The following is a 25,108-nucleotide window of genomic DNA, read 5'->3' as shown; positions in this document are numbered from 1 at the left end:
ATGGCCCATGGCCTTTCCCCGACTGAGGAGCTGACTCGTGGACGTGAGGATCATCAGCTCGATCTCCGACTTCGAGGGCCTCAGGGACGCTTGGCGAGAACTGGAAACCGCCGACCCAACGCTCCCCCACCAGCTGACCTACGAGTACGTCGCGGCGTGGCTCAGGACAACTCCCGCTGATCACGAACTGTTGGTCACGGTTGCCGAGGACCATGGGGAGTTGGTGGGTGTCCTCCCCCTCGCGATAATGCCCCGGTCGGCGGGGCCGATCCGTTGGCGCGAGCTGGGGTTCCCGATGGAGGGTGATCACCGCGATGTCATCGTCGATGCCCGCCGACTCAAGCCGAGCACCATCACGAAGGCGCTGCTCGGGCACGCCTTCGAGGCGGCCCGCGGGGTCCAACGGATCAACCTGCGTTACCTGCCCTCCGAGTCCCACCTGCTCCTGCACCTCCTCCGCACCCACGAGCACAATGCGGCGGTGCGGCCATTGGTCGAGATCCCCCGCATCGAGATGCACCGGTTCACTGGCTTCGCTGAGTACCGGCGCACCGTGCCTCGCAGCGCATTGACATCGCTGAACAAACAACGGCGGGAATTGGGGATCGAGGTGACCGAGATCAGCCCCATATCGTCCGAACTCTTTGCCGAGTTCGTCGCGCTCCACCTGCGGGAGAAGGAGCATTTGGTGGAGCACCACGGGCGGCGCGAACGCCGTTCCCTGTTCGAAGACCCTCGACGCCTGGCCACCTATCGCGATGTGGTCGTCGACAAGAGCCACGCGACGGCCTTCGTTGCCCGAACGGGTGAGGGTCGGCTCGCCTTCTACGAGCTGGCCTGGCGTCGCGATCGCCGGGTGTGGGCATGGAACACGGCCTATGAGCCTGACTTCGCCCAGTGGCGGCCCTCCAGGGCCAGGATCAGCGCCATCGAGGGCCTCTTCGCTGCGGGCGACACTGACGTGTACGACCTCGGCGCCGGCAGGTACCCATGGAAGTTCGAACTGACCTCGCACTTCGCCCAGTCGTACCAATGGACCTCATGGCAAGGGAAGGACCCTGTCACACGGCTGCTCCGACGGGTGCGACCGTGACGCCGCGTCCGCACGTGCGGCTCAAGAGACTCGTAGACTTGGTGATCCTCACGTCGCGGATCTACACCAGACCGACAGACCGCTCCATGCCGGTCCAACCGGCTGCTCCCTACGAGGTTCGTCCGGCCACCCCGGCCGACCTGGCCCGTTTCGCGAGCGATCTCGGCCACGAACTACGCCCGGGGAAGGCTGCCCTGATCCGCGCGCGTGCGGAGGACCCGCAGGTTGAACTCTTCGTCGCGGCGCTTCCGGACGGGACCCTCTGCGGCTTCGGGCACGTGGAGTTCGGCCGAGTCCGTGACGCGCATCTGCGCGTCGATCTTGGCCCACGCCCTTCTACTGCCCACCTGTTCGACGACTTCGTCTCCCCCACCCATCGCGGACATCGCCTTCAGGGTGCGCTGGTGGCGGCTCGGGTCTCGGCTGCCGCCGAACGCGGGGCCACGGTCGCGTCGATCCTCGTTGAGGACTCCAACCACGCGTCCCGGGCATCGGTCCGTCGCGCAGGGTTCGCACCAGCTCAGCGCGTGATCACCCTGCGCCTGGGGCGCCCCCGCATGAGCTGGGTGCACGGATCCTGAACCACGAGGTGGGCGGAAGCAAGCGCTTCCGCCCACCTACGAGCTTGTGGTCAGGGCAGCGTGTGCTGCGTGTTCAGGATCGGGTTGAGAATCGGCAGGATGGTGCCGATGGCGGCCCGAGCTTCGTCGTAGGGGGGCTCAGCCTGGGCCGGGTAGACCGAGGCCTGGGTGAGCTTGGTCACGATGAAGTCCACCTGCGCGAGGTAGTAGGCCTGCTGCGGGGAAGCCGGGGCCCCGGCAGCCTGCAGCCGCTTCGCGGCCTCGAGGAGGACGCCGATGTCGTCTGCCAACGGGTCCGCCAGGTTGTAGCGCGCGTTGTCCGCCAACGGGATGGTGCGCATGATCGTCGCCAGGGCAGTCTCGGCCTGGTAGCGGTCCAAGGTGTCAACCGAAGACCCGGGGCCAGCAGGCGGAGCGGGCGTTCCGGGTTGGCCGGGGGCACCCGGGTCGCCGGCTTCGCCGGGAGTGACGACCCGCGGGACGCCCGTCGAGCAGTACGCGGCGGCACGCAGCGCCTCCGCGGAGATCGCTCCTTCACCCCCGAGGGCCACGACCCGCGTGGGCCCCAAGCGTCCGATCTCAACACACACCTCGAAAGAGACCAGATCCTTGGTCACCAGCAGCACCGGTGACTTCGACTTGGCCGCCAGAGGGGCGCCGGCGAGCGCGTCGGGGAAGTTCTGGCCGTTGGCCAGGTAGACGGTCCCCGCTGCGTTGAACGCTTCCTGCGAGATGACAGCCGAGGTCGCGTAGCGGTTCCGCCCCTGCAGGCGGAGCAGCTCCTTGGAGTACGTGGCGAGCTCGCTGCTCACCGCGCCGCTGACGGCGCCCGTGCCCCCAACAACCCGTAGAGGCTGGTCACGCAGGCGGTTGACGACGCGCGCGGCCCCCGGGCTCAACGAGTCGGGGCGCGTGAGCAGCACGGGGGCACCACGGTGCGCCGCCGCCGGGGCCGCGGACAAGGCGTCCGGGAAGTTGGTGCCGGAGGCGATGTAGGCCGTCCGGGTGTCGGGGAATCCGAAGTCGGCCAAGGCGCTGGCCGTGTCGTAACGATCCGCCCCCTCGATCCTGCGGACTGGGCCATAGGAAGCGGCGGCCTTCTCCACGTCCGCGCTCACTGCTGCTTGCCCGCCCAGGATGACGATTTCCCGTGGGTCGAGACGGTCAAGCTCACCGGCTACGTCGCGCGGTAGGGCCCCGGGGCGCGTGAGCAGCACCGGGGCGTTCAGCTGCGCCGCCACCGCACTGCCGGCCAGAGCGTCAGGGAAGTTCTCGCCCGATGCCAGGAACACGACCCCGTTGGGGGACCGCTCCGCCTTGGCACTGATCGCGACGGAGGTGGCATAGCGGTCCGCACCTGCCACACGGTCGATCTGTACGGCGTCAGCGGCCGAAGCCTGCAGCGCTAGTGGAACACTGGTGACGAGGGTTGCCAGGGCAATCGTGGTGACGGCCCTTCGAGCGACTTTAGGCATGACGGTGATGGCCCCTTTCACGGGTCTTATCTGCTGAAGCCAACATACCTCAAATCGCGTGGGGGGATGCAGCTGGCCCCCTCCCTTGCGGGAGGGGGCCAGCACAAAAGTGATCAGCTAAAGCTGGGCACCTCAGGTCACCAGTTGACAGCCTTCTTGATGTCCGCGGACACGGCGTTGGTGATGGAACCGTTCTCCGAACCGAAGACGAAGATCGAGTCACGGTTCTCGACGTTCTTCTGCAGGTACGCCTTGGTCGTCGGGACCAGCTCGTTGACCTTCGTCAGCAGCAGCGGGCCGTCAGCGTTGGCGATGTAGGCCGAAGCCACAACGGCGTACTTGTAGTCGGTGCCGGGAGCAACCGCGAAGTAGCTCGGGTTACCAGCAACGCCGGGGGCCTTGAAGGTGTCCGTGGCCAGCAGCGTGGCGGTCTCGTAGCGGTCGCGGCCGTCGTAGGACTTGGCGACGCGGATGTCGTTCGCAGCGGCCGCACGGGTCGCCTGGCCACCCACCGCGAAGTTCTCGGTGGTGTTGAACGACCAGCCGACGCGCTGGCCGGCCTTGTCCTTGACCCACGTGCGCAGGCCGATGAGGAAGTCATCGGTGAAGCCACGGTTGTCGAGGGCCTCGTCGTTGGTGAGGAGCACGATGCCGTCGTTCGCGGAAGCGGCGGCACCGGCGGCCAGCGCGTCAGGGAAGTTCTTGCCCGTGGTCAGGTACACGTTCACGTCCCAGGACTTGTCGCGGGACTCGATGCCGTAGTAGTTCACGGTCACGAGGCCGAGCGAGACGGCCGTCTGGTAACGGTCGACGCCCTGGTGGCGCGTCGTGGTGCGGTTGAGGTTGTTCGCGTCGATGGCCTTGTCGATCGCGTTCTCGACGTCGTGCGAGAGGGCGTTGGTGCCGCCCAGCAGGTGCACCTGCACGTGCTCGCCACGGCCAGCAGCGTAGGAAGCGAGACGCTTGATCTCGGTCTCGACGCGGGGGTCGAGCTTGTCCTTCGGGTTCAGCAGCAGCGGGGCGTTGAGCACGTCGGCGAGCGGCGTGGCGGCAAGCGCGTCCGTGTACTCGTCGTCGCGGGCAACGATGATGTGCATGGTTCGCTGAGTCGTGTTCTTCACCACCGTGGCCTGGACCCACTGGTCCTTGCCGATGGGCAGCTGAACGACCGCGCCCTCGGCGAGGTCAGCGCGCGCCGGCGCCCCGTGCCACGTGGTGTTGGGGGCGTTGTACTGCAGCTGGGTGCGAACGTCGTAGCCCCAGTCGGTGCGCGACATGGAAGCCTCGATGGCCGTCGAGATCGCGTCGTTGTCGGCGATGCGGTGGATGCCCGCGTTCCACTCCGTGTAACGGAACTGGGGATCGGTGTCGATGACTGCGGCGAAAGCCTGCGGCGCCATGGTCAGGGTAAGTGCGCCGGCGGAAAGCAGTGCCAGAGCACGAGTCTTTTTGCTCATGCGAGCAATCCTCCTAGATAGGTGTGATGATGCGACTCCCAGTTACAGCAGCGAGTGAGTGGGCGGGGTGACCCACCCCTCTCCGCATCACTGCACCTCAGGAGTACGTGAGTACTGTATTGGGGGCCCGATATTCTCGCAACTTGAGGTCGGCAACCGAGACAACAGACCCTCAATCTCAAGACGAGGGTTGCGAGACCTTTCGTTGGCCGGGGCATTCACCCGACAGGATCTTGTTCAACCGTCCTCCTCAGTCATCGCAGCATTGCCCGTCGAAACACGCGGCCCGGGGCCGTGTCGCGGGCGGAGGAGTTGCCGAGCCACCGGGGACCACACCACGGCAAACACAACCACGCCCAGCAGGCTCCCCGACCAACTCGATGTGGCGATTCCCAGCTCGGCCCAGGCCACAGCGACGCCCACCGCCAGCAACAGCGCAAGGGTGGGCCACGCCCATCGCTGCTGATCGCGTCGCCAGACTAGGCCGAAGGCCACCAGGGCCGTGGCCGACACGCCGGACAGGTACCCCCAAGCCACGCCCGTGATCCCGAAGGGGCCGTGCAGGACGGCCATGAGCCCCAGCCCGAGGAGCAACCCCACCCACGACAGCAACGCGGAGAGTCGCACGCCCGCGCGCCCCCTCACGTTGATCGAGTTCACGGCGGCCACCGGAATCGTCGTGATCAACACGGCCACCAGCAAGATCCGCAACGGCTCGACGGCGCCGTGGAACCCAGCACCGTAGACGAGGGTGACCAAGGGTTCGGCCACCACCAGCAGCATCAGGAAGCCGGGGGTCATCACCGCGATGAGGCCGCGGGTGGCCCGGTCGACGATGGCGCGGGTTGCCGCCTCGTCCTGCCTCCCGAGTTGCCGGGCCATCTCGGGGAACAGCGCCATCGACAGCGCCCGGGCGACCATGGAGAGGGGGGTGGCCAACGAGATCGCCGCGGCGTACAGCCCGGCATCGTGGCCGGCGCTGATCGCCTTGGCGATGACCATCGACAGCTGCAGCAGCCCCGTCGAGGCCACCGTGCCGGCCACACCCCACAGGACGAAGAGGTCGAGCTCGCGGCGAAGGCTCGGGTCCATGCCGGCGGCGCCGCGCAGCGCCTGCCACAGCACCCCGACCGCGTAGGCCGCGTTCCCCACGACGAGCGGTCCCAGCAACCATCCCGGCAGGTGCAGCCACGCCACGACCGCGAGCAGCGCCACGCCCAGCACCGCGTTCGCGGCCTCGGCCACGGTGGCCATCCGCACGCGGGCGCGCCCGAACCGGATGCCCCGGGCGATCTGGTAGGCGCCCAGGGCGACCACGAGTGCGGCCACCCACGCCGCATCCCCCCACCCCAGCCCCAGCACGAACACCGACGCCAGCGCCATGGTGGGGGCGAGCACCAGAACGGCGAGCGCCACCCTCAGCGTCAGGTGTCGTTCGACCTGCCCGGCGACCTCCGCGCGATCCGCCGCGAGCTCACGTGCCACGAACAAGGACGCCGATTGACCCGCCGCGGAGGGCCACAACAGGCTCGCCGTGTTGGCCAGGGACAGCGCACCCCGGACGGCGCCGAGTGTCCCTGGGCCGAAGACCCGGCCGACGACGACGGAGAGGACGAACTGGGCGCCGCCCGACATCAACATGCCGAGCGTGCTCAGGGCGGCGTCCCCCACCACCCGCGAGCGCCCCTCAGCCAACGCCGTCCTCTTCGGCCCACCGCGCGAGGAGGTCGGCGAACTCCCGCCCGTCGCGGTTCCAGTCGCGTTCGCTCGCCTTGGCGTAGCCCGAGGACGCCAACGCCTCCCGTTCGGCACGGTCCTCGTCGAGCCGGCGGAGGGCGTCGGCCGCGCCCGTCACGTCACCGAACCCGACCACCACCCCGCACCCCGATGCCTCGACCAGCGCGCGGGAGGCGGCGTTCGGCGTGGTGATCGACGGCACCGCGTGCGCCATGTACTCCATGATCTTGGTCGGCTCGGAATGCGCGTAGTTCGGCTCGTCGTGCAGCAGGCTGAGCCCCGCGAGCGCCCCGGGCAGCCGGGCCAGCGCCTCGTCGTTGGGCACGAAGCCCTGGTAGTCGAGGTTTGGCAGCGCGGTGGACGCCTCGGCCAGTGCGGCGGCCACGTCGGGTTTGGCGTTGCCGATCACCTCGAAGCGCACCTCGGGCAGGCGACGCGCCAACTCCATGATCTCGGCGGCGCCGCGTGGCCAGGTCAGGCTGCCGAGGTAGACCACCCGCGCCGTCGGTTCGGCCGGCCACGGCCCGCCCGGCGGCACCCGAACCGAATTGGGCACGACGGGGTGCACGCGGCGAAACCGGTCCTGATAAGCCGTTTCGGCCAGGAGCAACCGAAAGCAACGCTCTGCCACGAGTTCAGCCAGATGAATCACATGGGCCAACGGGCCTTTGAGCGCCCGGGGAATGGCCAACATCGCGACCTGTGCCGGAACATCCTCGTGCACATCCCAAATGGCCACGGGTCGGCGTCGGCCGGGCAGCCGGGCTGCGGCCAGCGCGGGGAGCAGCTCGGGGTCGTGGGCGAGCACGACGTCGTGGCGGCCCCGTTCGCGCAGGACCAGTCGCATCGCGGCCGCCAGGGCGGGCAGGCGGCTGAGCGCATTCCCGCGGGAGCGAGGGAGGTCGACGCCCCGGACCCCCGCGGGAGGGCGCGCCCCGAACGCCGCGAAGGGCGCAGCGAAGGTGACCTCGTGGCCGAAGTCGAGCAGGGCCCGGATCTGACGGTGCTGGATGCGGGCGTCGGCGGGCGGGTGCGCCACGGTCATCACGAGGATCCGCGCCATCATGCCTCCCGCTCGGCCATGACCCGATCATAGAGAGGGAGCAGCGCATCCACAGCTGACGCAGACCCATGCTCGCGGGCCAGCCACGCCGCGGCGTCGATCCCTGCCGACACTCCCCCGGGTTCACCGAGCGCCCCCACGACCGCTGTGGCGATCCCTTCCGCGAGCACCCGTTCCTCCCCGCGCTCCAAGGCCCTGGCTCCGGGCACCGTCGGGTCCTGCGACGGGAGGGCGTACGCCGCGCCGAGGTCGACCCCGCCCAGCACCGGGGGGATCGCCGCCCCGCTGGCCCGGTACCACGGGCCATGGAGCGGCGCCACCACGGGCACGCCGATGCCGAGCGCCTCGAGCTCGCTGGCGGCCAGCATGCCGGTGGGCTGGCCCACCACGACGTGGGCGGTGGCGAGCAATCGTTGGAAGGTCGCGTGGTCGGCCTTCGGCACCAACCGGACGCCGGCCGCCCGGGCCAGCCCCGCCCCCGGGCCCCAATCGACGCCGACCAGCTCGACGTCGTTCCCGAGCCGTCGGGAGAGCAGTTCGGCCACGGCGAGCTGGACCGCGAGGCCCTTGACCTCGTGCCAGCGGGACGCGAACACCACTCGCGGGCGCTCAGCCGGGGCCCAGACGGGTAGCGCGGTGGTGTCGATGGGCACGGGGAGGAGGGTGGCGTCGGGGCGCCAGTCCACGTGGGGCGCCAGGTCGGGCGTGGAGTACAGCACGGCGTCCGCCCGCTCGATCGCGCGCCGCACGAGCGGTCCGAGCCGGCGGTCGTACTGGTAGCTGCGGGCGTCCGTGCCGTGCAGGTGCAGGACGTGGGGGCGCGGCACCCACCCGGCGTGGCGCACGACGGTGGCGAAGTGGATGTGCAGCAGGTCGGCGCGTCGGGCCGCTCCGGCCAGCCGTGCCTCCCAGCCCGCCCCGCGGAGCGCGCGGCGGACGACCCGCGTCGCACCACGCCACGATGGTTCGGTGACGGCCAGGGGCAGGTACTCCCACGGGAGGGCCCGCCGACCCGCCTCGCGCATCAGGACGGTGGTGGTGAAGGCGCAGTCGTTGATATGCAGGACCGGGACCGGTCGGGCGGCGCGGTTCACGACGCCCCCCGTGTGGCCCGGGCGGTTCGCATGATCGTGTCGGCGGCTCGGCCGGCCGCGGCGTCGATCGAACCGTGCTCGTGCGCCCAGCGCACGAGCGCGTCACGCCTGGTCGCATCCGACCCAGCGCGCAGGGCGGCGACCATCGCGTCGGCGACGCCACCCACCTCGTAGTCCACGACGGCACCCAGGGCCTCGCGGCTGACGAGTTCGCCCCCCTCGCCGGCCCCGACATACACCACGGGCGTGCCGCAGGCGGCGGCCGCGAAGACCTTCGTGGCCAGCGCGAAGCCGTACGGCCCGGGGCGGACGCTCGCGAGGGATGCCCGCGCCCCCCGGATCCAGCTCGCGGTGGTTGCGGGATCCAGGCGGGGCAGGAAGGTGACCGTGCCGTCTGGCAATGACCGGGCCGCCCGCTCCATCGCCGGGCGGTCCTCGCCCTGGCCGATCACCACGAGCCGAGCGTCGGGAACCCGGGCCAGGACGAGGGGCAGCGCATCGATGAAGATTCCCGCCCCGTGCACCTCGGAGGCGGTGCCGGCGTAGACGAGGTAGGGGCCATCCATCGAAGGTACCTCCCCGTCGGGGCGGAACACCGCGGTGTCGGCGCCGTGGCCGACCAACGCGACGGCGACCTCTGGGTCGATCGCGCGAACGCCCTCCACCAAGGAGGGGTACACGGTCATGACGGGCGATGCGCCTCGCCAAGCGGCCCGCTCCATCCAGCGGAGCAGGCGGGTGACCGGCGTCGGTGCCCCAGTCTCCTGGGCGGCCACCGACCAGATGTCGGCCGCGTAGTACACGTACGGGACGCGCTTCAGCCACGCCGCAAGCCGCACCACCAGGCCCGTCGTCGGCGGGGGCTCGACGACGATCACATCGGGCCGGCGGGTGGCGAGCAGGCGCCCGAGCACGGGCAGGTCGAAGGAGAGATAGGGGAGGTAGCCGCGCACATAGCCCTCGCGATTGCGCAGGGCCGGCCACCGCCTGACGCGGACAGAGCGGGAACTCGCCATCGCCTCGGGCGAACCGGGTGCCGGCGTGGTGGTGAGCACCGTCAGGTCGCAACCGCGACGGGCCAGCTCTCGCTCCAGCGCCGAGAGCCGGAACGTGGCGGCCGCGGGTTCGGGCGCGTACAGCCGGGAGACGATCACCACGCGCAGCGGGCGGGAGTGCGGGGCGCTTCTCACGGGAAGGTGACTTCGATGTCGCGGGGCCGCTCGAGGTAGTAGCGGTTGCCGATCTTCTCGTCGCTGGCGTCATGCACCCAGGACGGGAACGGGAAGGCGGGCAGCGCCACCGCCGGTTGCCGGTTCGCGACGGCGTCCTCCATGAGGCGGACGCGTTCGGCCGCGGTCCGCGCGTTGGCGCCATGGATGACCAGGAGGAGCACCAGCCCGGCCAGGGTGCACGCGCCGACCACGGCGGCCAGGAGACGCGGCGCGCGAGGTCGCGCCCACGCGTCCACCGCGGGGCGGGCGAGCAGGACGAGCAGTGCGGTGAGCGTCACCGTCGGCCCGATGAGGTTGCGCGGGCCGATGGGTGACACGGCCAGCAGCGGGCCGAGCATGAGGACGGTCGCGCCCAACAGCGCGAGCCAGACGCGGCGCTCCCGGGCGGTGACGAGACGGTCGAGGCCGGCCACGACCAGCGCCGCCAACAGCAGGAAGAGCACGGCCACGTCGAGGCCGAGCACGGTCGTGGTGCAACTGTCCGCCGCGGGCCCCGTGCACCGCAGCTGTTCGGCCAGGGCCAGCCGACTGACCGCGGCCCAGCCCACGACGACGGCGACGCCGGCGAGCACGAACCAACCCGCCGCACCGGTGCGCCCCGGCCGCACGACCGCGGCCCCGACGAGGGCTGCGGCCGTCAGCACCAACAGGACCGGGTTGGAGAGCACGAACGAGTCGGTGATGACCGCGTAGTTGACGATGGCCCGGTCGACCAGGTCGCCGATCGAGGCGGCATACGAGAAGTACGCGTCCTCGTGCGCCGCCACTTCACGCAAGCCGGGAGACGCGAACATGACCACGGTGCCCAGCACCGAACCCACGGCCCAGCCCACCGCGTCTGGCTCGGGCGCGCGACGCACCAGCAGCGGAGCCCCCACGCCGACCAGGGACAGCGCGAGGATCGCGACCGTGACGTGCTCGACGAACAAGCACGCGACGAAACCGAGCGTGGCCCAGCCGACCGCGAGCCAGACGCGGCGCAGGCCCTCGACCTGGTCACGGCGTCCGCCCAGCACGGCCACCAGGAGCAGGACGGCCACCATCGGCGGCACGTAGTTGTAGAACCCGGCCGACCAGACGTAGCTCTCCCGGAACAGCCCGGCGGGCAGCAGGAACACGCCGGCGAAGGCGGCGAGCGACGCCCACGCGGCCCGGACGCGGGTCGCCGCCTGCAGTGCGACGACCAGCCCCACCACCGTAGCGGCCTTCGCCGCCGCGCGCACCCAGACCGGTTCGATCAGGAGGAAGGACAGGCTGTTCCCGACGATGCGCCCGTTGTGCCCCTCATAGGAGCCCACGGCCTGGGCCAGGAATCCCGCCGGCGTCCGGTTCTGGAACGCGACCCGGCTCCAGTCGTCGCCGGTCGGGGGAAACAGCAGGCCCAGGACGAACACCGCCACGAACAGCGCCGCCAACAGCAGGGGGCCGGCACGCAGCGGCGCATCGATGTCGGGTCGACGAGGGGCTGCCATGAAGACCATCCTCCGAGTACTCGCGCCTGCACTGGACCCCTCGACACTAGAGCACCCGGAGCAACCGTTACACTTGCCCCGTCGTGTCGGCCGGGTGAGGGATGGCGTGAATGAGGTCTGATGTCGCCGTCGTGATCCCGGTGTACAACGAACAGCCGGTGGTCCGGCAGGTGGTTGAGGCCGTCCGGTCGCAGTACGAGCACGTCGTGTGCGTCAACGACGCCAGCAGCGACGGCTCCGCCGCCGAGATCGAGGGCACCGGCGCCTACCTGCTCAACCACCCGATCAACATGGGGCAGGGCGCCGCCCTGCAGACGGGCATCGAGTTCACCCGAGGCCTGCCGGGGGTGCGGTATGTGGTGACATTCGACGCCGACGGCCAACACCGCCTCGACGACGTGGGCCGCATGCTCGCGGTCATCGAGGAGCAGGGCACCGACGTGGCGCTGGGGTCACGCTTCCTGGAAGAGTCCCCCGTCGGCATGCCGCGCGCCAAGCGTCTGGTGATGAAGCTCGCCCTGGCGTTCAGCAACTCCGTGTCGGGGCTGAAGCTGACCGACACCCACAACGGGCTGCGTGTGTTGAGCCGGCGGGTGGCCGACGAGATCCAGATCACGGTGCCGGACATGGCCCACGCCTCCGAGATCCTCGAGATCATCGCCGCGAAGGGGTACACCTATGTGGAGGTGCCCGTCCAGATCACCTACACCGACTACTCGCGCTCGAAGGGCCAGCCGATGATCAACGCCGTCAACATCGCGTTCGACATCCTGCTGCGCAAGGTGGCGCGCTGATGTGGGTCCAGATCGCCATCGTCCTGGTGAGCCTCTACCTGGTGCGACTGATGCTGACCAGCGGCCCCAGCACGATCAGCGCCTGGAAGAAGGCTGGCCTCGCGCTGCTCGCCATCGCCATGGTCGTGACGGTGTTCAACCCGGCCCTGACCACCTGGGTCGCCCAGCTCATGGGGGTCGGCCGCGGGGCTGACCTGCTGTTGTACGGCGTCACCGGCGCGTTCGTGATCTACGCGATCCTGCAGTACATCGCCCGGCAGAAGGAGCACGACCGGATGATCCGGCTCGCCCGCCGCGTCGCCCTGCTGGAGGCGGCCGAGCGCTACGGGGCCGCCGAGGCGCCCCGGCCCGCGCTGCCGCCGCCCCCGGGGCAGGACGATGCGCGCGAGGGAGGCGATGGAGCTGAGGCCCGCGGCTGAACTGCGGGCCCTGCGGGTCGCCGTCGCCGCTGCGGTCGTGTGGCAGCTCGCCCAGGGGTGGCGGTCGGGGGCGAGCGAGTTCGAGAAGTCCTACTGGCTCGTGACCTACGAGCACGGGTTCGTGCGTCGCGGTCTCGGCGGCGAGCTCCTCCGGCTCCTGCCCGGCCCGACCACACCCGAGCTGGTGCTGGGCGCCGCGCTGGGCACGTCGATCCTCTCCGCCCTGGCCGTCCTCGGCGTCATCGTGGCGCTCGCCCGGCGCGGCACCGGCCCCGCCCTGTGGCTGGCCCTCCTGCTGGCTGCCAGCCCCTTCACCCTCGAGGCGGCCCTCAACAAGCACCGGCCCGACCAACTGGGCCTGGTCGTGCTGGCCATGATGGCGTTGTGGGGTGGTCGCCGCTGGGCGCAGATCACCTCCGCGGTGCTGCTCGCCACCCTGGTGTTCGTGCACGAGGGCACGCTCGTGTCGTACGGGCTGTTCATCCTGCCGCTGGTCGTGCGCGAAGGTCGGTGGGCCGAGTGGCGCAACGCCGCGGCCATCTTCGCGCCCGCGGGGGTCGCCACCGGGATCGTGCTCTTGTGGGGGCGGGCCAGCCCCGCGCAGGTGGACGCCCTCCTCCGCGACCCGGCGACCGTCGCGCTGCTGCAGCGCCCGACCGACACCGACTACTCGGTGCTGCCCTACCTCGGTGACTCGCTGCGCGACTCCTTCGCCGTCGTCGCCGCCTTCCCTGTCGAGAAGGCCGTCCTGATGGTGCTGTGGGCCGTGCTGCTGGCCGCCGTGCATGCGGGGTGGCTGAGCTGGTCACGCGTGTCCGTGCCCGGCACGTGGCTGGCCTGGCTGCCCGCGCTGGCCGGGTTCGCGTTCGTGCACGTCACAGCGGTCGACTGGCAACGGTGGACGTCGGCGGCGTTCACCGGGCTGCTCATCGTCGCCGCAGCGCTGCTGCCGGCGCGCGCCGCGGAGCCGACGCCGCGGCGTCCGGTTGTGGTGTGGGCGTGGATCGCCGTGGCCGCCTACCTCGCCACGCGCCCCCCGGCCGGGTCGGTCGGCTGGCGCGACGGCTGGGCCGGCTTCCTCGGCTACTGGGCGTGGCCGCTGTAGGCGGACCGTCAGCGATACATCTGGTCGGGGTTGTCGATGGTGATCGAGCGCAGCCCGTAGTAGTGGGCGTACCACTGGTTGAAGGAGGCCGCGGGGTCGTCGCGCAGGTTGCCGGTGTAGGCCAGTGCGTCGTACCGATTGGTGGGCTGGCGGAACTTGGTCACGACCACGTCCAGGTTGCCCCGCGCCTTGTTCTCCTCGATCACCCGCAGCTGCCCGGCGACCTCACGGTGCGTCTCCTCGATCGACGCGGACGCCCCCGCGTACTGCACCCCACCCCACACCAGCAGGACCCCGACCACCGCGATCAGGGCCAGGTGCTTGACCTGGTCAGGTGCGCCCCAGACCCGGGCGACCAGCCCGATGGCGACCATGAGGAAGACCACCGACCAGATCCAGGACCGGTGCGGCATCGTCGGAGTCACCACCATGATGAAGCCCGATGCGAGCCCGGCCACCGCGTACGCCGCGGCGATCGGCAGGTCGCCGGTGAACGCCCTGGCGCGGAGCAGGCACACGGCCAGCAGCAGGACGAACACCGCCACCAGCACCCCGGAGGTTTCGGCCGCCAGCTTCAGGATGTAGCTGAATCGCTCGGCGGCGTTCGACGCATCCAGACCACCGCCCAGCTTGGCGGCGCGCGCTCGGTTGCCGGGTGCGACGAGCTGCAGGAACAGCCCGACGGCCGCGCCCACCACGCCCACCCAGGCCCACAGGGGGACGCGTCGGCCCGCGGCCCGCCAGCTGAGCATGAACGCGCCCGCCATGAGAAGCCACGCGCCCCCGCTGTTCTCGTTCGTGCTGCCCGCGACCAGCCCGACCACCAGCATGGCGGGGACCATCCACCGGGGCGGCACCTGCCGGGGGCGGTGGAGCCGGTAGGGCAGCAGGGTGAGGAGGATGACCGCGGCCATCCACACGTAGTTCACCGATCCCGACAGCCACAGTGCTGCCTGCCCGAAGTACGGGATGAAGACCCAGAGCGCCCCCAGCACGGCCACCAGCTGCAGGGCCGAGACGCGGAGGCGTCCGTGGATGTGCCACAGGACCAGGTAGCCGAGGGCCAGGAACACCAGCGTGTTGGCCACGTCGAACACCGTCTTGTCGAACAGGCACAAGAACTGGACGATGAAGTGCGAGAGCATGCGCCCGTTCTGCACCTGGTAATGCACCGCCAAGGACCCAAAGATGTCGAAGGGTCCCGTGAGCAGCCGGGTGCCCTCATTCGGCGTACCCGCTTGGTAGAAGTAGTGGTAGATGAAGTCGTCGGCGGTGTAGTCGGTCATCTGGTTCAGGCGGAAGACCAGGATGAACGCCACCACGAGCACCAGGAGCCGCAGCGCCCTCCCCTGCTGCCGTGCGGCCAAACCCACCCAACCCTTCCCGGCTGTCATCACGTGGCCGCCGCCTTACAGGCGGACCACCCCGGGCGCCTGGCTCACGCCGCGGGTGTCGAAGAAGAGCGGGGCTGCGGCGGCGATGGCGTCCAGGTCGGGGGCGCCCCCGTCCCCCAGCGGGGTGGGCACGCAGATCACCGCGACGTCGGCGTCCGCGACCACGCCGGGATCGGTGGACGCCCGGAAGCCAAGCTCCAGCATCTCGGCCACGTCGGCATCCGACAGGTCGTCGACGTGGGAAGCGCCCGCGCTCAGCGACTGCACCACCCGGTTCGACACGTCGAAGCCGTCCACCCGCCACCCCGCGCGGGCTGCGGCCTGGGCCAGGGGCAACCCCACATAACCGAGCCCCAGCACAACCAGACGTCCTGCCACCGAACCTCCCGACGTTGCGGCCGCGCGTGGTGGCAGCCGTCCGAAACACACGCATCCTACTGCGGCTGCACCGCCACCCCGCACGCCTCACGCCGGGCGGCGCGAGGCGGAGGGACGTCAACCCAGTTCGATGAGCGCTTCGCCACCCGCGACGGAGTCGCCGCGGCTGACGAGGATGCGGGCGACCTTGCCGTCGGCCGGCGCGGTGATCTCGGTCTCCATCTTCATGGCCTCGAGGACGCAGAGGACATCGCCGGCCTTGATGGCCTGGCCCTCCTCGACGAGGATGCGCGACACCGAGCCCGACAGGGGCGCGGTGACCGCGTTGGCCGACGTGGCCTGCACGGACGCCGTGGCCGCGACCGGGGTGTTCATGCCCCCGGCGCCACCGATGACGATCGACCCGACGGCGGGCTTCTCCTCCTCGGCGACCTCGACCTCGATCTCGTAGGGGATGCTGTTGACGGTCACCTTCAGCTTCATGGTGTGATGCCTTTCAGATCACCGCAGGTGCAGCGGCGCGTGGACGTGCTGGGAACGGCGGGTCGTGGTCTGCCACGACGCCGACCGCGTGAAGTGCGCCTGGCGGCGCTTGGCGCGGTGGCCGAGGTAGGCGGCGACGGCCGCGGCGATCGCGACCACCGTCTCCTCGGGCACGTTCTGCGCGTTGAGCAGCTTGATGCTCTTGACCTCGGCCTCGAGGCTCTCCACCCGCTCGGTGAGCCGGTTGACCGCGGCCAGCAGCTGGGCGTTGACGTCGTCGGACATGGATGCCCCGATCAGACCGGCCCGAGGCCGTGCTTCTTGGCGGGCCGCAGCTCGCGCTTGTTGACCAGGATCTCCAGCTGCATCGCGATGTAGCGGCGGGTGTCGGCCGGGTCGATGACGTCGTCCACGAGCCCACGGGCGGCCGCCACGAACGGCGTGCTGTAGGTGTCCTTGTACTCCTGGACGAGCTCGGCACGGCGGGCGGCGGGGTCCTCGGCACCCTCGATCTCCTTGCGGAAGACCACGGACGCCGCACCCTCGGCCCCCATGACCGCGATCTCGGCGGTCGGCCAGGCGAACACCGTGTCGGCCCCCATGTCCTTGGCGCACATGGCGAGGTACGCGCCGCCGTACGCCTTGCGCAGCACGACCGTGACCTTCGGCACCGTGGCCGCGGCGTAGGCGTACAGCATCTTCGCGCCGTGGCGGATGATGCCGCCGTGCTCCTGGGCGACACCCGGCAGGAAGCCCGGTACGTCGACCAGCGTGACCAGCGGGATGTTGAACGCGTTGCAGAACCGGATGAACGCGCTGGCCTTGTCGGAGGCGTTGATGTCGAGGACGCCGGCCATCGCCATCGGCTGGTTGGCGACGAAGCCGACCGTCTTGCCCACGATGCGGCCGAAGCCGATCACGATGTTCTTGGCGTAGCCGGCCTGGACCTCGAGGAAGTCGCCGTGGTCGGCGATGCGCCCGATGACGTCGCGGACGTCGTAGCCCTTGTTGCCGTCGGTGGGGACCAGGTCGTACATCGACTCGTCGTGCTCGACGTAGCGGTCGGGCTCCACCTCGGGCGGGTCCTCGGTGTTGTTCTGCGGCAGGAAGCTGAGCAGCTTCTTGGCCACCAGCACGGCCTGCTCGTCGTCGTCGACCACGAAGTGGTTGACGCCGGAGACGGCCTGATGGGTGTCGGCGCCACCCAGAACGTCCTGGGTGACGTCCTCGCCGGTGACCTGCTTGATCACGCTCGGGCCCGTGATGAACATGTGGGCCTTGCGGGTCTGGATGATGAAGTCGGTCAGCGCCGGGCTGTAGGCCGCGCCGCCGGCGCACGGGCCGGAGATGATCGAGATCTGCGGCACGACGCCGGAGAGCTCGACGTTGGTGTAGAACACCGCGCCGTAGCCGTGCAGCGAGTCGATGCCCTCCTGCACGCGGGCACCGCCGGAGTCGTTGATGAAGACGAAGGGCGTGCCGCACTTCATGGCGGCCTCCATCATCTGCACGACCTTGAGGCTGTGGGTCTCACCCGCCGAGCCGCCGACGACCGTGAAGTCCTGGCTGGCCACGTGGATCGGGCGGCCGAACACGGCCCCGGTGCCGGTGACGACACCGTCGGCGGGCATGTCGGCGGCGTCCATCCCGAAGGCGGTGGTGCGGTTGCGGCGGAACAGGCCGATCTCCTGGAACGTGCCCTCGTCCACCAGCGCTGTGACGCGCTCGCGCGCGGTCAGCTTGCCGGCGTCCCGCTGCTTCTGGAGGCGCGCCTCCCCGCCGCCGAGGCGGGTGGCGACCCGGGCCTCGTTCAGCTTCTCGACCTGCTTGCCCATGGAGGGCGTCTTCTTGGTCATCGTGTTCAGGCCCTTTCGACCGTGACGGAGTGCTCGCGGCCACCCAGGGTGACCGTGTAGGAGATGGGGCCCTTGACCGCACCCGCGGCGTCCTTGGCCGACTCGGCGGCCTTGGCCATCTGCTCGGGGGTCTTGCCGACGTTCTTGGGGCCGTCGGCGCGGGAGGCGAAGAAGCCGGGCGCGACCGAGGGGAACATGGCGTAGGTCAGCACGTCCTCGTCGGAGCCGTCGTTGCCCGGCAGGGCCGTGGCCTCCGCGACCAGCTTGTCCCACTCGGGCTCGAGCAGGTCGGCCGGACGCTGCGTGATCGGCTCCTTCTTGGTCTGTGCGCGGGCGACCTCGACGACCTCGGGGTTCCGCTCCCCGATGCACTCGCCGTAGTAGCCGAGCATCAGGTCGGCGAACTCGCCGGTGAGCACCTTGTACTTGCCCATCAGGACGTTGAACACCGCCTGGGTGCCGACGATCTGCGAGCTGGGCGTCACCAGCGGCGGGTGTCCGGCGTCCGCCTTGACCAGGGGAACCTCGGCCATGACCTCCTTGATGCGGTCGCCCGCACCCTGGGCCTTGAGCTGGCTCTCCATGTTGGACAGCATGCCGCCGGGGATCTGGCTGGAGAAGATGTCGGTGTCGACCAGGGTCGCCGATTCGAACTGCGCGTACTTGGGGCGCACCTTCGCGAAGTGGTCGCGGATGCGCAGCAGACGGTCCATGTCGAGGTCGGTGGTGTACCCGGTGCCCTCGAGCATCGCGACGAGCGACTCGGTCGGGTTGTGGCCAGGGCCGAGGCTCATGGAGCTGATGGCGGTGTCGACCACGTCGGCGCCGGCCTCGATGGCCTTCATCAGGCTGACCAGGGTCACGCCCGTGGTCGAGTGGCAGTGCACGTTGACCTGGACGTCGCCGTAGGTGTCCTTGATGCCCTTGACGATGTCGTAGGCGGGCTGCGGCTGCAGCAGGGCGGCCATGTCCTTGAGCGCGATGGACTCGGCGCCCATGTCGATGAGCTGGCCGGCGAGCTTGATGTAGCCCTCGGTCGTGTGCAGTGGCGACATCGTGTAGCAGATGGTGCCCTGGGCGTGCTTGCCGGTCTTCTTCACCGCCTGCATGGCCTGGGCCATGTTGCGGGGGTCGTTCAGGGCGTCGAACACGCGGAAGACATCCATGCCGTTCTCGGCGGACTTCTCGACGAAGCGCTCGACCACCCCGTCCTCGTAGTGGCGGTAGCCGAGCAGGTTCTGGCCGCGCAGCAGCATCTGCAGGCGGCTGTTGGGCATCAGCTTGCGGAACGTCCGCAGGCGCTCCCAAGGGTCCTCGTTCAGGAAGCGGATGCAGGCGTCGTAGGTCGCACCACCCCAGCACTCGACGCTCCAGAAGCCGGCCTTGTCGATGTCCTCGCAAGCGTCGACCATGTCCTCCAGGGCCATGCGGGTCGCCATCAAGGATTGGTGCGCGTCGCGCAGAGCAAGTTCAGTCACGCCGATGGTTCGTGGGCTCATGGTGCCTATCATGCCACCCCGGTTACTACATGTCGTCGGAGTAACGAATAATCCCGAGGCGTGGCTGTCCTGCGTCCAACATCCGGACGCCGAAGGCCCGCCAAGCGGGACGGCCGAGAGCCGCCGATGAAGCGGCACGCCGTGCCCTGCCGCAGGGCCCGCGACCGGTAAGCTTGGGGGCGTTCCAGAGACAAGGGGTGCCATGAACCATCGGCTGCGCACGCTGGTCGTCATGCCCGCGTGGAACGAGTCGGTGGTGATCGGCTCGACGGTGGCCGAGGTCATCGCCACCTGCCCCGAGGTCGACCTCCTCGTCATCGACGACGGCTCGACCGACGACACGGCCGAACGCGCCGCGGCCGCGGGCGCCCACGTGCTGCGCCTGCCGTACAACCTCGGCGTGGGCGGCGCCCTGCGGGCCGGCTACAAGTACGCCTGGCGCGAGGGGTACGACCAAACCATCCAGGTGGACGCGGACGGCCAGCACGACCCCGCCGACATCCCGCGCGTCCTGGCTGGCCTGGCCGACGCCGACATCTCGATCGGCGCCCGCTTCGCCGGCAAGGGCGAGTACGACGCGCGCGGCCCGCGCCGGTGGGCGATGAGCCTGCTCGCTGCGTCGCTGTCGGCGGTGGCCAAGGTGAAGCTCACCGACGTCACCTCGGGGTTCCGTGCCGCCAACCGGGCCGCGATCGCGCAGTACACCCGCCACTACCCCGCCGAGTACCTCGGCGACACCGTCGACTCGCTGATGACGGCCGTGCGGTCCGGATACACGGTCACCCAGGTACCCGTCGCGATGCGCCCCAGGCAGGGCGGGACGCCGAGCGCCCACCCGTGGAAGGCCGCCGTCTACCTGATGCGCGCCCTGCTCGCGCTCCTCATCGCGGCGACGCGCCGCACCCGTGCCAGGGGGGACACCGGATGAGCGGCATCGCCTTCCTGGTCGTCGCCCTCGTCGTGGTGGCGACGATCTTCATGATCCTGCGGTCCGGGCGCATGCGCGAGAAGTACGCCGCCCTGTGGCTCATCGTGAGCGCGGCGATCGTCGTCGTCACGCTCTGGCCGGGGTTGCTCGAGATCATCGCCGCGTGGCTGGGCGTGATCCTCCCCTCCAACCTGTTGTTCTTCGCCTCGATCCTGCTGCTGTTCGGCGTCACCCTGCACCTCTCGCTGGAGGTGTCGAAGCTCGAGGACGAGACGCGCACCCTCAGCGAGGAGGTGGCCCTGCTCAACGAACGCCTCGACCGGGTCACCCGTCAGGAGCCCGAGCCGACCGACCCTCCGGCGCGGGGCTGACATGGAACCGATGACCTGGCTCGGGTTCCTGCCGAGCTACCTGATCGCAGCCGCCTGGTTGCTGGTCCCCGGCCTGGCCGTGGTCCTCGTCGGCCGCATGCGCGGCTTCTTCGCCGTTGCCCTCGCACCCATGGTCTCGATCACCCTCGTGTCCGTCACCGCCGTCGTCGCCCAGCTCATCGGCGTGCGGTTCAACGGGCTCGTCCCCGCGGTCGGGCTGGTCGTGTTCCTCGTGGTGGCAGCGGCCTTCGGGTGGTGGCGCGATCGCCGGTTCACCGGGGCACGCCTCGAGTTCCCCGCGGCGCCCAGCGTGTGGTGGCTGGCCGCGGCCACGGGCGCGGGCCTGCTGGCCTGGAACCTCGTCGAGGCCTTCCAGCGCCCCGAGTTCATGGCCCAGCGGTTCGACAATGTGTGGCACCTGAACGCCATCCGCTCCATCGTCGACAGCGGCGACGGCTCATCGCTGACGGTCGCGAACCTCAATGGCACCCAGGGCGGCTTCTACCCCGCCGCGTTCCACGACGTCGCCGCACTCGTCATGCAGGGCAACGGGGGCCACATCAACGCGGCCTCCAACGCGACCGTGCTGGCGATCGTGACCATCATCTGGCCGATGTCGGCGCTCTTCCTCGTCCGCAGCATCTTTCGACCCAACCCGCTCGTCGTCGTGCCCGTCGGCGTGCTGGCGGCGGCGTTCCCCGCCTTCCCCCTGCGCATCCTCGACTTCGGCCCCCTCCACCCGAACATCCTCGGCCTGTCGATCCTGCCGATCGCCCTCGGCATCGCGGTGCAACTCGGCCGCCTCGGGCAGGACGTGTGGCTCGACGCGCCCCGCATGACCATCCTCGGGATGGCCCTGCTGCCCGGGCTCGTGTTGTCGCACCCGAATGTGGTCATGCTGATGCTGTTGGTCACCGGCATCATGGCCGCGATGGTGGGCCTGCGCGTCCTGAACCGGCCTCGCGCAACATGGGGCCGGCGGGGCGTCGCCACGATGCTCGGCGCCCTCGCGTACGTGGTGCTGGTCGTCGCGGCCTGGCCGGTGCTTCGCCCCGGCACCCCGTTGGATTCCTGGGCGGCCGCCTTCGACACGCCGGCGGCCGCCGGCATCGCCGTCACGAACGCGACCACCGACGGCCTGGCCTCGTGGGTCGTGAGCCTGCTGATGATCGTGGGGTGGTACGCGGCGGTGCGACGCGGCCTGGGCTGGCTCGTGGCCATCTGGGGGGTGGTCGCCTACTTCTTCATCGTCGCCGCCAGCTTCCCGGCCGACGAGTACCGATTGATGCTGGTCGGCATCTGGTACAACGACTTCCACCGGTTCGTCGCGAACCTCCCGGTGGTCGCGCTCCCCCTCGCCGTCCTCGGCCTGGACCACCTCGTCGTGACGATCCAGCAACGGCTCGGTGAGGTCGGCGCACTCAAGGGGCTGGCGCGCCCGTGGCTGGCGGTGGTCGTCGGCATCCTGGTGGTGGTGGGCCTCGCCCAGAGCACGCAGCACACCGAGGGCATGAACCTGGCCCGCAAGCAGGCCGCGGACGCCTACCGGTTCGATGAGGATTCGTCCATGATCACCCCCTCGGAGTTCCGACTGCTGCAACAGGCGCAGCGCATCGTCCCCGAGGACGCCGTGATCGCCAACTATCCCGGCGACGGGTCCTCGCTGACCTACGCACTCATCGGCCGCCACGTCCTGCTGCCGCACTTCTACTACGAGGAGACGCCGGCCCGTCGCACCGTGGCGGTGAACCTCGACGAGGCGGCCACCGACCCCACGGTGTGCCCGATCCTCCGCGAGGCGCACGTCAGGTATGTGCTCGACCTCGGGGGCAACATCGAGCACGCCGCAGCGATGCCCACGATGCGTGGTCTCGACCAGATCAGTACCGCGCGCGGATTCCGCGAGGTGGCCCGCGACGGGCACTCGCGCCTCTACGAGATCACCGCCTGCGGGTGACGACGCCTCAGAGCTCGATCTCGCCGTGACCCTGCGACGACTCCAGCACGGCGGAGGCCACCTGGATGGTGTGGACGCCCTGCGCGAAGGTCACCACCGTGCCGCCGACGCCGAGGACGGCGTCGCGGAAGTTCTCGTGTTCGACGAGCAGCGGCTCCCGCTTGGGGAAGGCGTAACGGATCGAGTCGCCCTCCGACACACCCCGGAACTGGGCCAGGTCGACCCACTCGGTCTCCTGGGTGCCGTTGCGGTGGAAGGTCAGGTCGGCCGTGAGGGTGTCGATCACGAAGCAACCCTCGTCGCCGAGCACGATCGAGACCCGCTCCTTGAACGGGGTCAGCCAGTTGACCAGGTGGTTCGCGACGACGTCGTTGGTCAGCTGGCCCGTGATGGCGACGAGGTCCTCGTGCTCGCGGCCCGACCGGAACGCCGTCTCCGCGCCCACGCGACGGTAGGTCGAACCCGTCACGTACTGGGTCAGGTCGATGTCGTGGGTGGCCAGGTCCATGACGACCCCGACGTCGGCGATCCGACCCGGGAACGGACCCTGCCGGCGCGTGTTGACCTGCAGGATGCGACCCAGCTCGCCCGCCTCGATCCGCTTCTGCGCCTGCTGCACCGCCGGGTTGTAGCGCTCGATGTGCCCCACACCACCGATCAGGCCAGCCGCATCAAAGGCCTCCTGGAGCCGCGTCGCCGCCTCGACGCTGGGAGCCAGCGGCTTCTCCAGCAGGGCGTGGACGCCAGCCGCAGCGAGCTTGAGGCCCACCTCCTCGTGCAGCACGGTCGGCACTGCGACCATGGCGTAGTCGATCTTCTGCTCCAGCAGCTGGTCGACCGTGTCGTAGACCGGACGGCCGCCGGCGGCCTTGAACTTGTCACCGTCGGGGTCGACGATGCCGACCAGGTCGACCCCCTCCAGGGAGCCGAGCACCCGGGCGTGGTGGCGGCCCATCATGCCCATGCCGACCAGGCCGGCGCGCAGGTTCGCCATCACGCACCCGCCTTCACCAGCGCGTTGACCGCGGCCACGATGCGCTCCAGGTCACCCTGCGACAGCGACGGGTGCACCGGCAGCGACAGGCACTCGCGCGCCGCCTGCTCGGTGTTCGGCAGGTCCTTGTCGACCTGGAACGGCTTGAGGCGGTGGTTCGGCACCGGGTAGAACATGCCCGACCCGACGTTGTACTCCTCGCGCAGGGCCTTGGACAGTCCGTCGCGGTCCTCCGCGACCCGGATCGTGTACTGGTGGTAGACGTGCACGGCACCCTCGCCGACCGCCGGGACGACGACGCCCTCGAGGTTGCTGCTGAGGAACGCCGCGTTGTCCTGCCGCTGCTGGGTCCACCCGTCGACCTTGGTCAGCTGCACCCGGCCGATCGCCGCGTGGATGTCGGTCATCCGGTTGTTCAGCCCGACGACCTCGTTGTGGTACTGCTGCAACATCCCCTGATTGCGGTAAAGGCGCACGTTGCGCTCGACCGTCTCGTTCACACAGGAGACCATGCCGCCCTCGCCCGAGGTCATGTTCTTGGTCGGGTAGAGCGAGAACATGCCGAACGTCCCGAAGGCGCCGACCGGCGTGCCATCCAGCGACGCACCGTGTGCCTGGGCCGCGTCCTCGAAGATCATCAGGCCGTGACGGTCCGCGATCTCACGCAGCTCCTTCATCTTCGCCGGGTGCCCGTACAGGTGCACCGGCATGATCGCCTTGGTGCGCTCGGTGATCGACGCCTCCACCGCAGCGGGGTCCAGCGTGTAGTCATCCAGCGCAATGTCGGCGAACACCGGCGTCGCACCGGTCAAAGCCACCGAGTTCGCGGTCGCCGCGAACGTGAACGACGGCACGATGACCTCGTCACCGGCACCGATGCCGCTCGACAGCAGGCCCAGGTGCAGGCCGGACGTGCCCGAGTTCACCGCCACGCACGCGCGACCCAGACCGAAGTGCGCCGAGAACTCCTCCTCGAACGCCTTCACCTCGGGACCCTGGGCCAACATGCCCGACCGCAACACGCGATCGACCGCCTCCCGCTCCTCGTCGCCGATCAGGGGCTTCGCGGGGGGAATGAAGTCACCCGGGTTGTTCATCAGTTGCCTTCCAGTTCGATCAGTCGATCCGGCCCGTCCTCGACGAACCGGTCACCCGAGGCCGGGCACACCCAGTGCCCCGACTCCTCGGAAGCCTGCAACGGGACGCCGCGGCGTCCGACCCACCCCACCCTGCGGGCAGGGACCCCCACCATGAGCGCGAAGTCGGGCACGTCCTTGATCACGACCGCACCGGCGGCCACCATCGCCCACCGCCCGATCGTCACCGGCGCCACGCACACCGCACGCGCACCGATCGCCGACCCCTCCAGGCACGTCACCCCGACCGGCTCCCAGTCATCAGCCCGCTTGATCCGGCCGTCCGGCTCGATCGCCCGCGGGTAGTGGTCGTTGGTGAACACCGCGGCCGGGCCCACGAACACACCGTTCTCCAGCCGCGCCGGCTCGTAGACCAACGCATAGTTCTGCAGCTTGCAGTTGTCACCCATGACCACACCGGTGCCCACATAGGCACCCCGCCCGACCACACAGTTCTCGCCGAGCACCGCGTCCTCGCGGACCTGGGCGAGATGCCAGATCGACGACCCCTCCCCGATCCGTGCGGAGTCCGCCACATCTGCACTGGGAACGATTCGAGCCACGTCCGGTCCTCACTCTCGCGTCAGCAG

General features: G+C 69.9%; 24 protein-coding genes. 8 read left to right on the top strand and 16 right to left on the bottom strand.

Annotated elements, in window-relative coordinates:
* Positions 1-37 precede the first annotated feature (37 nt).
* Together H5397_RS18795 and H5397_RS07885 are read left to right on the top strand one after the other, a co-directional pair.
* The gene (locus H5397_RS18795; RefSeq protein ID WP_182816326.1) at positions 38-1,093 is read left to right on the top strand and encodes a GNAT family N-acetyltransferase; all 1,056 of its coding nucleotides are present in this window, start codon (positions 38-40) and stop codon (positions 1,091-1,093) included.
* Positions 1,094-1,134: 41 nt separating this feature from the next.
* Complete coding sequence (locus H5397_RS07885; protein WP_309224320.1) at positions 1,135-1,674, top strand: GNAT family N-acetyltransferase; 540 nt, start codon at positions 1,135-1,137, stop codon at positions 1,672-1,674.
* 50 nt (positions 1,675-1,724) lie between these two features.
* On the opposite strand, the gene H5397_RS07880 is transcribed toward H5397_RS07885, so the two are convergent.
* The 7 genes from H5397_RS07880 to H5397_RS07850 all read right to left on the bottom strand — a co-directional run bounded on the left by H5397_RS07880 (position 1,725) and on the right by H5397_RS07850 (position 11,204).
* Positions 1,725-3,170: a cell wall-binding repeat-containing protein gene (locus H5397_RS07880; protein WP_182816322.1), complete on the bottom strand. Its 1,446-nt coding sequence runs from the start codon at positions 3,168-3,170 to the stop codon at positions 1,725-1,727.
* 116 nt (positions 3,171-3,286) lie between these two features.
* On the bottom strand, positions 3,287-4,606 hold the full coding sequence (locus H5397_RS07875; RefSeq protein WP_182816320.1) for a cell wall-binding repeat-containing protein: 1,320 nt from the start codon (positions 4,604-4,606) through the stop codon (positions 3,287-3,289).
* A 237-nt stretch (positions 4,607-4,843) separates the two neighbouring features.
* Entirely contained in the window at positions 4,844-6,301 is a 1,458-nt protein-coding gene (locus H5397_RS07870; RefSeq protein ID WP_182816318.1) for a lipopolysaccharide biosynthesis protein, read from the bottom strand.
* On the bottom strand, positions 6,294-7,409 hold the full coding sequence (locus H5397_RS07865) for a glycosyltransferase (RefSeq protein WP_220492110.1): 1,116 nt from the start codon (positions 7,407-7,409) through the stop codon (positions 6,294-6,296). The genes H5397_RS07870 and H5397_RS07865 overlap by 8 nt, the downstream gene beginning before the upstream one ends.
* On the bottom strand, positions 7,406-8,500 hold the full coding sequence (locus H5397_RS07860) for a hypothetical protein (protein ID WP_182816316.1): 1,095 nt from the start codon (positions 8,498-8,500) through the stop codon (positions 7,406-7,408). The genes H5397_RS07865 and H5397_RS07860 overlap by 4 nt, the downstream gene beginning before the upstream one ends.
* Entirely contained in the window at positions 8,497-9,690 is a 1,194-nt protein-coding gene (locus H5397_RS07855; RefSeq protein WP_182816314.1) for a glycosyltransferase family 4 protein, read from the bottom strand. The genes H5397_RS07860 and H5397_RS07855 overlap by 4 nt, the downstream gene beginning before the upstream one ends.
* Positions 9,687-11,204, bottom strand: a complete 1,518-nt coding sequence (locus H5397_RS07850) for a DUF6056 family protein (protein WP_182816313.1) — start codon at positions 11,202-11,204, stop codon at positions 9,687-9,689. The genes H5397_RS07855 and H5397_RS07850 overlap by 4 nt, the downstream gene beginning before the upstream one ends.
* Before the next feature lie 110 nt (positions 11,205-11,314).
* Here H5397_RS07850 and H5397_RS07845 point away from each other — a divergent pair, with 110 nt between their 5' ends.
* From H5397_RS07845 to H5397_RS07835, 3 genes are read left to right on the top strand one after another with little or no spacing between them, the layout of a single operon-like run.
* Positions 11,315-11,998 (top strand): glycosyltransferase family 2 protein, encoded by a 684-nt coding sequence (locus H5397_RS07845; protein WP_182816311.1) that lies wholly within the window; start codon positions 11,315-11,317, stop codon positions 11,996-11,998.
* Complete coding sequence (locus H5397_RS07840) at positions 11,998-12,417, top strand: DUF2304 domain-containing protein (RefSeq protein WP_182816309.1); 420 nt, start codon at positions 11,998-12,000, stop codon at positions 12,415-12,417. Before H5397_RS07845 ends, H5397_RS07840 begins: the two co-directional genes overlap by 1 nt.
* Positions 12,395-13,522, top strand: a complete 1,128-nt coding sequence (locus H5397_RS07835) for a hypothetical protein (protein WP_182816308.1) — start codon at positions 12,395-12,397, stop codon at positions 13,520-13,522. The genes H5397_RS07840 and H5397_RS07835 overlap by 23 nt, the downstream gene beginning before the upstream one ends.
* An 8-nt stretch (positions 13,523-13,530) precedes the next feature.
* On the opposite strand, the gene H5397_RS07830 is transcribed toward H5397_RS07835, so the two are convergent.
* The 6 genes from H5397_RS07830 to H5397_RS07805 all read right to left on the bottom strand — a co-directional run bounded on the left by H5397_RS07830 (position 13,531) and on the right by H5397_RS07805 (position 19,132).
* The gene (locus H5397_RS07830; RefSeq protein ID WP_182816306.1) at positions 13,531-14,916 is read right to left on the bottom strand and encodes a DUF6056 family protein; all 1,386 of its coding nucleotides are present in this window, start codon (positions 14,914-14,916) and stop codon (positions 13,531-13,533) included.
* Between the two features lie 15 nt (positions 14,917-14,931).
* A complete protein-coding gene (locus H5397_RS07825) occupies positions 14,932-15,294 on the bottom strand; it encodes an NAD(P)-binding domain-containing protein (protein ID WP_182816304.1) in 363 nt (120 codons plus the stop codon).
* 117 nt (positions 15,295-15,411) lie between these two features.
* Complete coding sequence (locus H5397_RS07820) at positions 15,412-15,777, bottom strand: biotin/lipoyl-containing protein (protein ID WP_182816302.1); 366 nt, start codon at positions 15,775-15,777, stop codon at positions 15,412-15,414.
* Positions 15,778-15,795: 18 nt separating this feature from the next.
* Entirely contained in the window at positions 15,796-16,062 is a 267-nt protein-coding gene (locus tag H5397_RS07815; protein WP_182816300.1) for a hypothetical protein, read from the bottom strand.
* An 11-nt stretch (positions 16,063-16,073) separates the two neighbouring features.
* The gene (locus H5397_RS07810; protein WP_182816299.1) at positions 16,074-17,633 is read right to left on the bottom strand and encodes an acyl-CoA carboxylase subunit beta; all 1,560 of its coding nucleotides are present in this window, start codon (positions 17,631-17,633) and stop codon (positions 16,074-16,076) included.
* A 5-nt stretch (positions 17,634-17,638) separates the two neighbouring features.
* Positions 17,639-19,132 (bottom strand): methylmalonyl-CoA carboxytransferase subunit 5S, encoded by a 1,494-nt coding sequence (locus H5397_RS07805; protein WP_182816298.1) that lies wholly within the window; start codon positions 19,130-19,132, stop codon positions 17,639-17,641.
* Between the two features lie 202 nt (positions 19,133-19,334).
* On the opposite strand from H5397_RS07805, the gene H5397_RS07800 reads away from it, so the two are divergent.
* Genes H5397_RS07800 through H5397_RS07790 form a run of 3 tightly spaced genes read left to right on the top strand, consistent with a single transcriptional unit; the run spans position 19,335 to position 22,388 of the window.
* Entirely contained in the window at positions 19,335-20,060 is a 726-nt protein-coding gene (locus tag H5397_RS07800; RefSeq protein WP_220492109.1) for a glycosyltransferase family 2 protein, read from the top strand.
* Entirely contained in the window at positions 20,057-20,431 is a 375-nt protein-coding gene (locus H5397_RS07795; protein ID WP_182816296.1) for a DUF2304 domain-containing protein, read from the top strand. Before H5397_RS07800 ends, H5397_RS07795 begins: the two co-directional genes overlap by 4 nt.
* Before the next feature lie 10 nt (positions 20,432-20,441).
* Positions 20,442-22,388 carry a DUF6541 family protein gene (locus H5397_RS07790; RefSeq protein ID WP_182816294.1) on the top strand — a complete coding sequence of 649 codons (1,947 nt, stop codon included), beginning with the start codon at positions 20,442-20,444 and terminating at the stop codon, positions 22,386-22,388.
* 7 nt (positions 22,389-22,395) lie between these two features.
* Here H5397_RS07790 and H5397_RS07785 read toward each other — a convergent pair whose 3' ends face one another.
* Genes H5397_RS07785 through H5397_RS07775 form a run of 3 tightly spaced genes read right to left on the bottom strand, consistent with a single transcriptional unit; the run spans position 22,396 to position 25,081 of the window.
* The gene (locus tag H5397_RS07785) at positions 22,396-23,382 is read right to left on the bottom strand and encodes a Gfo/Idh/MocA family protein (RefSeq protein WP_182816293.1); all 987 of its coding nucleotides are present in this window, start codon (positions 23,380-23,382) and stop codon (positions 22,396-22,398) included.
* On the bottom strand, positions 23,382-24,479 hold the full coding sequence (locus tag H5397_RS07780; protein ID WP_182816291.1) for a DegT/DnrJ/EryC1/StrS aminotransferase family protein: 1,098 nt from the start codon (positions 24,477-24,479) through the stop codon (positions 23,382-23,384). The genes H5397_RS07785 and H5397_RS07780 overlap by 1 nt, the downstream gene beginning before the upstream one ends.
* On the bottom strand, positions 24,479-25,081 hold the full coding sequence (locus H5397_RS07775) for an acyltransferase (protein WP_182816289.1): 603 nt from the start codon (positions 25,079-25,081) through the stop codon (positions 24,479-24,481). The genes H5397_RS07780 and H5397_RS07775 overlap by 1 nt, the downstream gene beginning before the upstream one ends.
* Positions 25,082-25,108 lie beyond the last annotated feature (27 nt).

The organism is Propioniciclava sp. MC1683 (assembly GCF_014164675.1).
In the GTDB taxonomy this organism is placed as follows: Bacteria; Actinomycetota; Actinomycetes; order Propionibacteriales; family Propionibacteriaceae; genus Propioniciclava.
The sequence above is the reverse complement of the archived record's forward strand: the minus strand, read 5'-3'. Positions and strand labels throughout refer to the sequence as shown.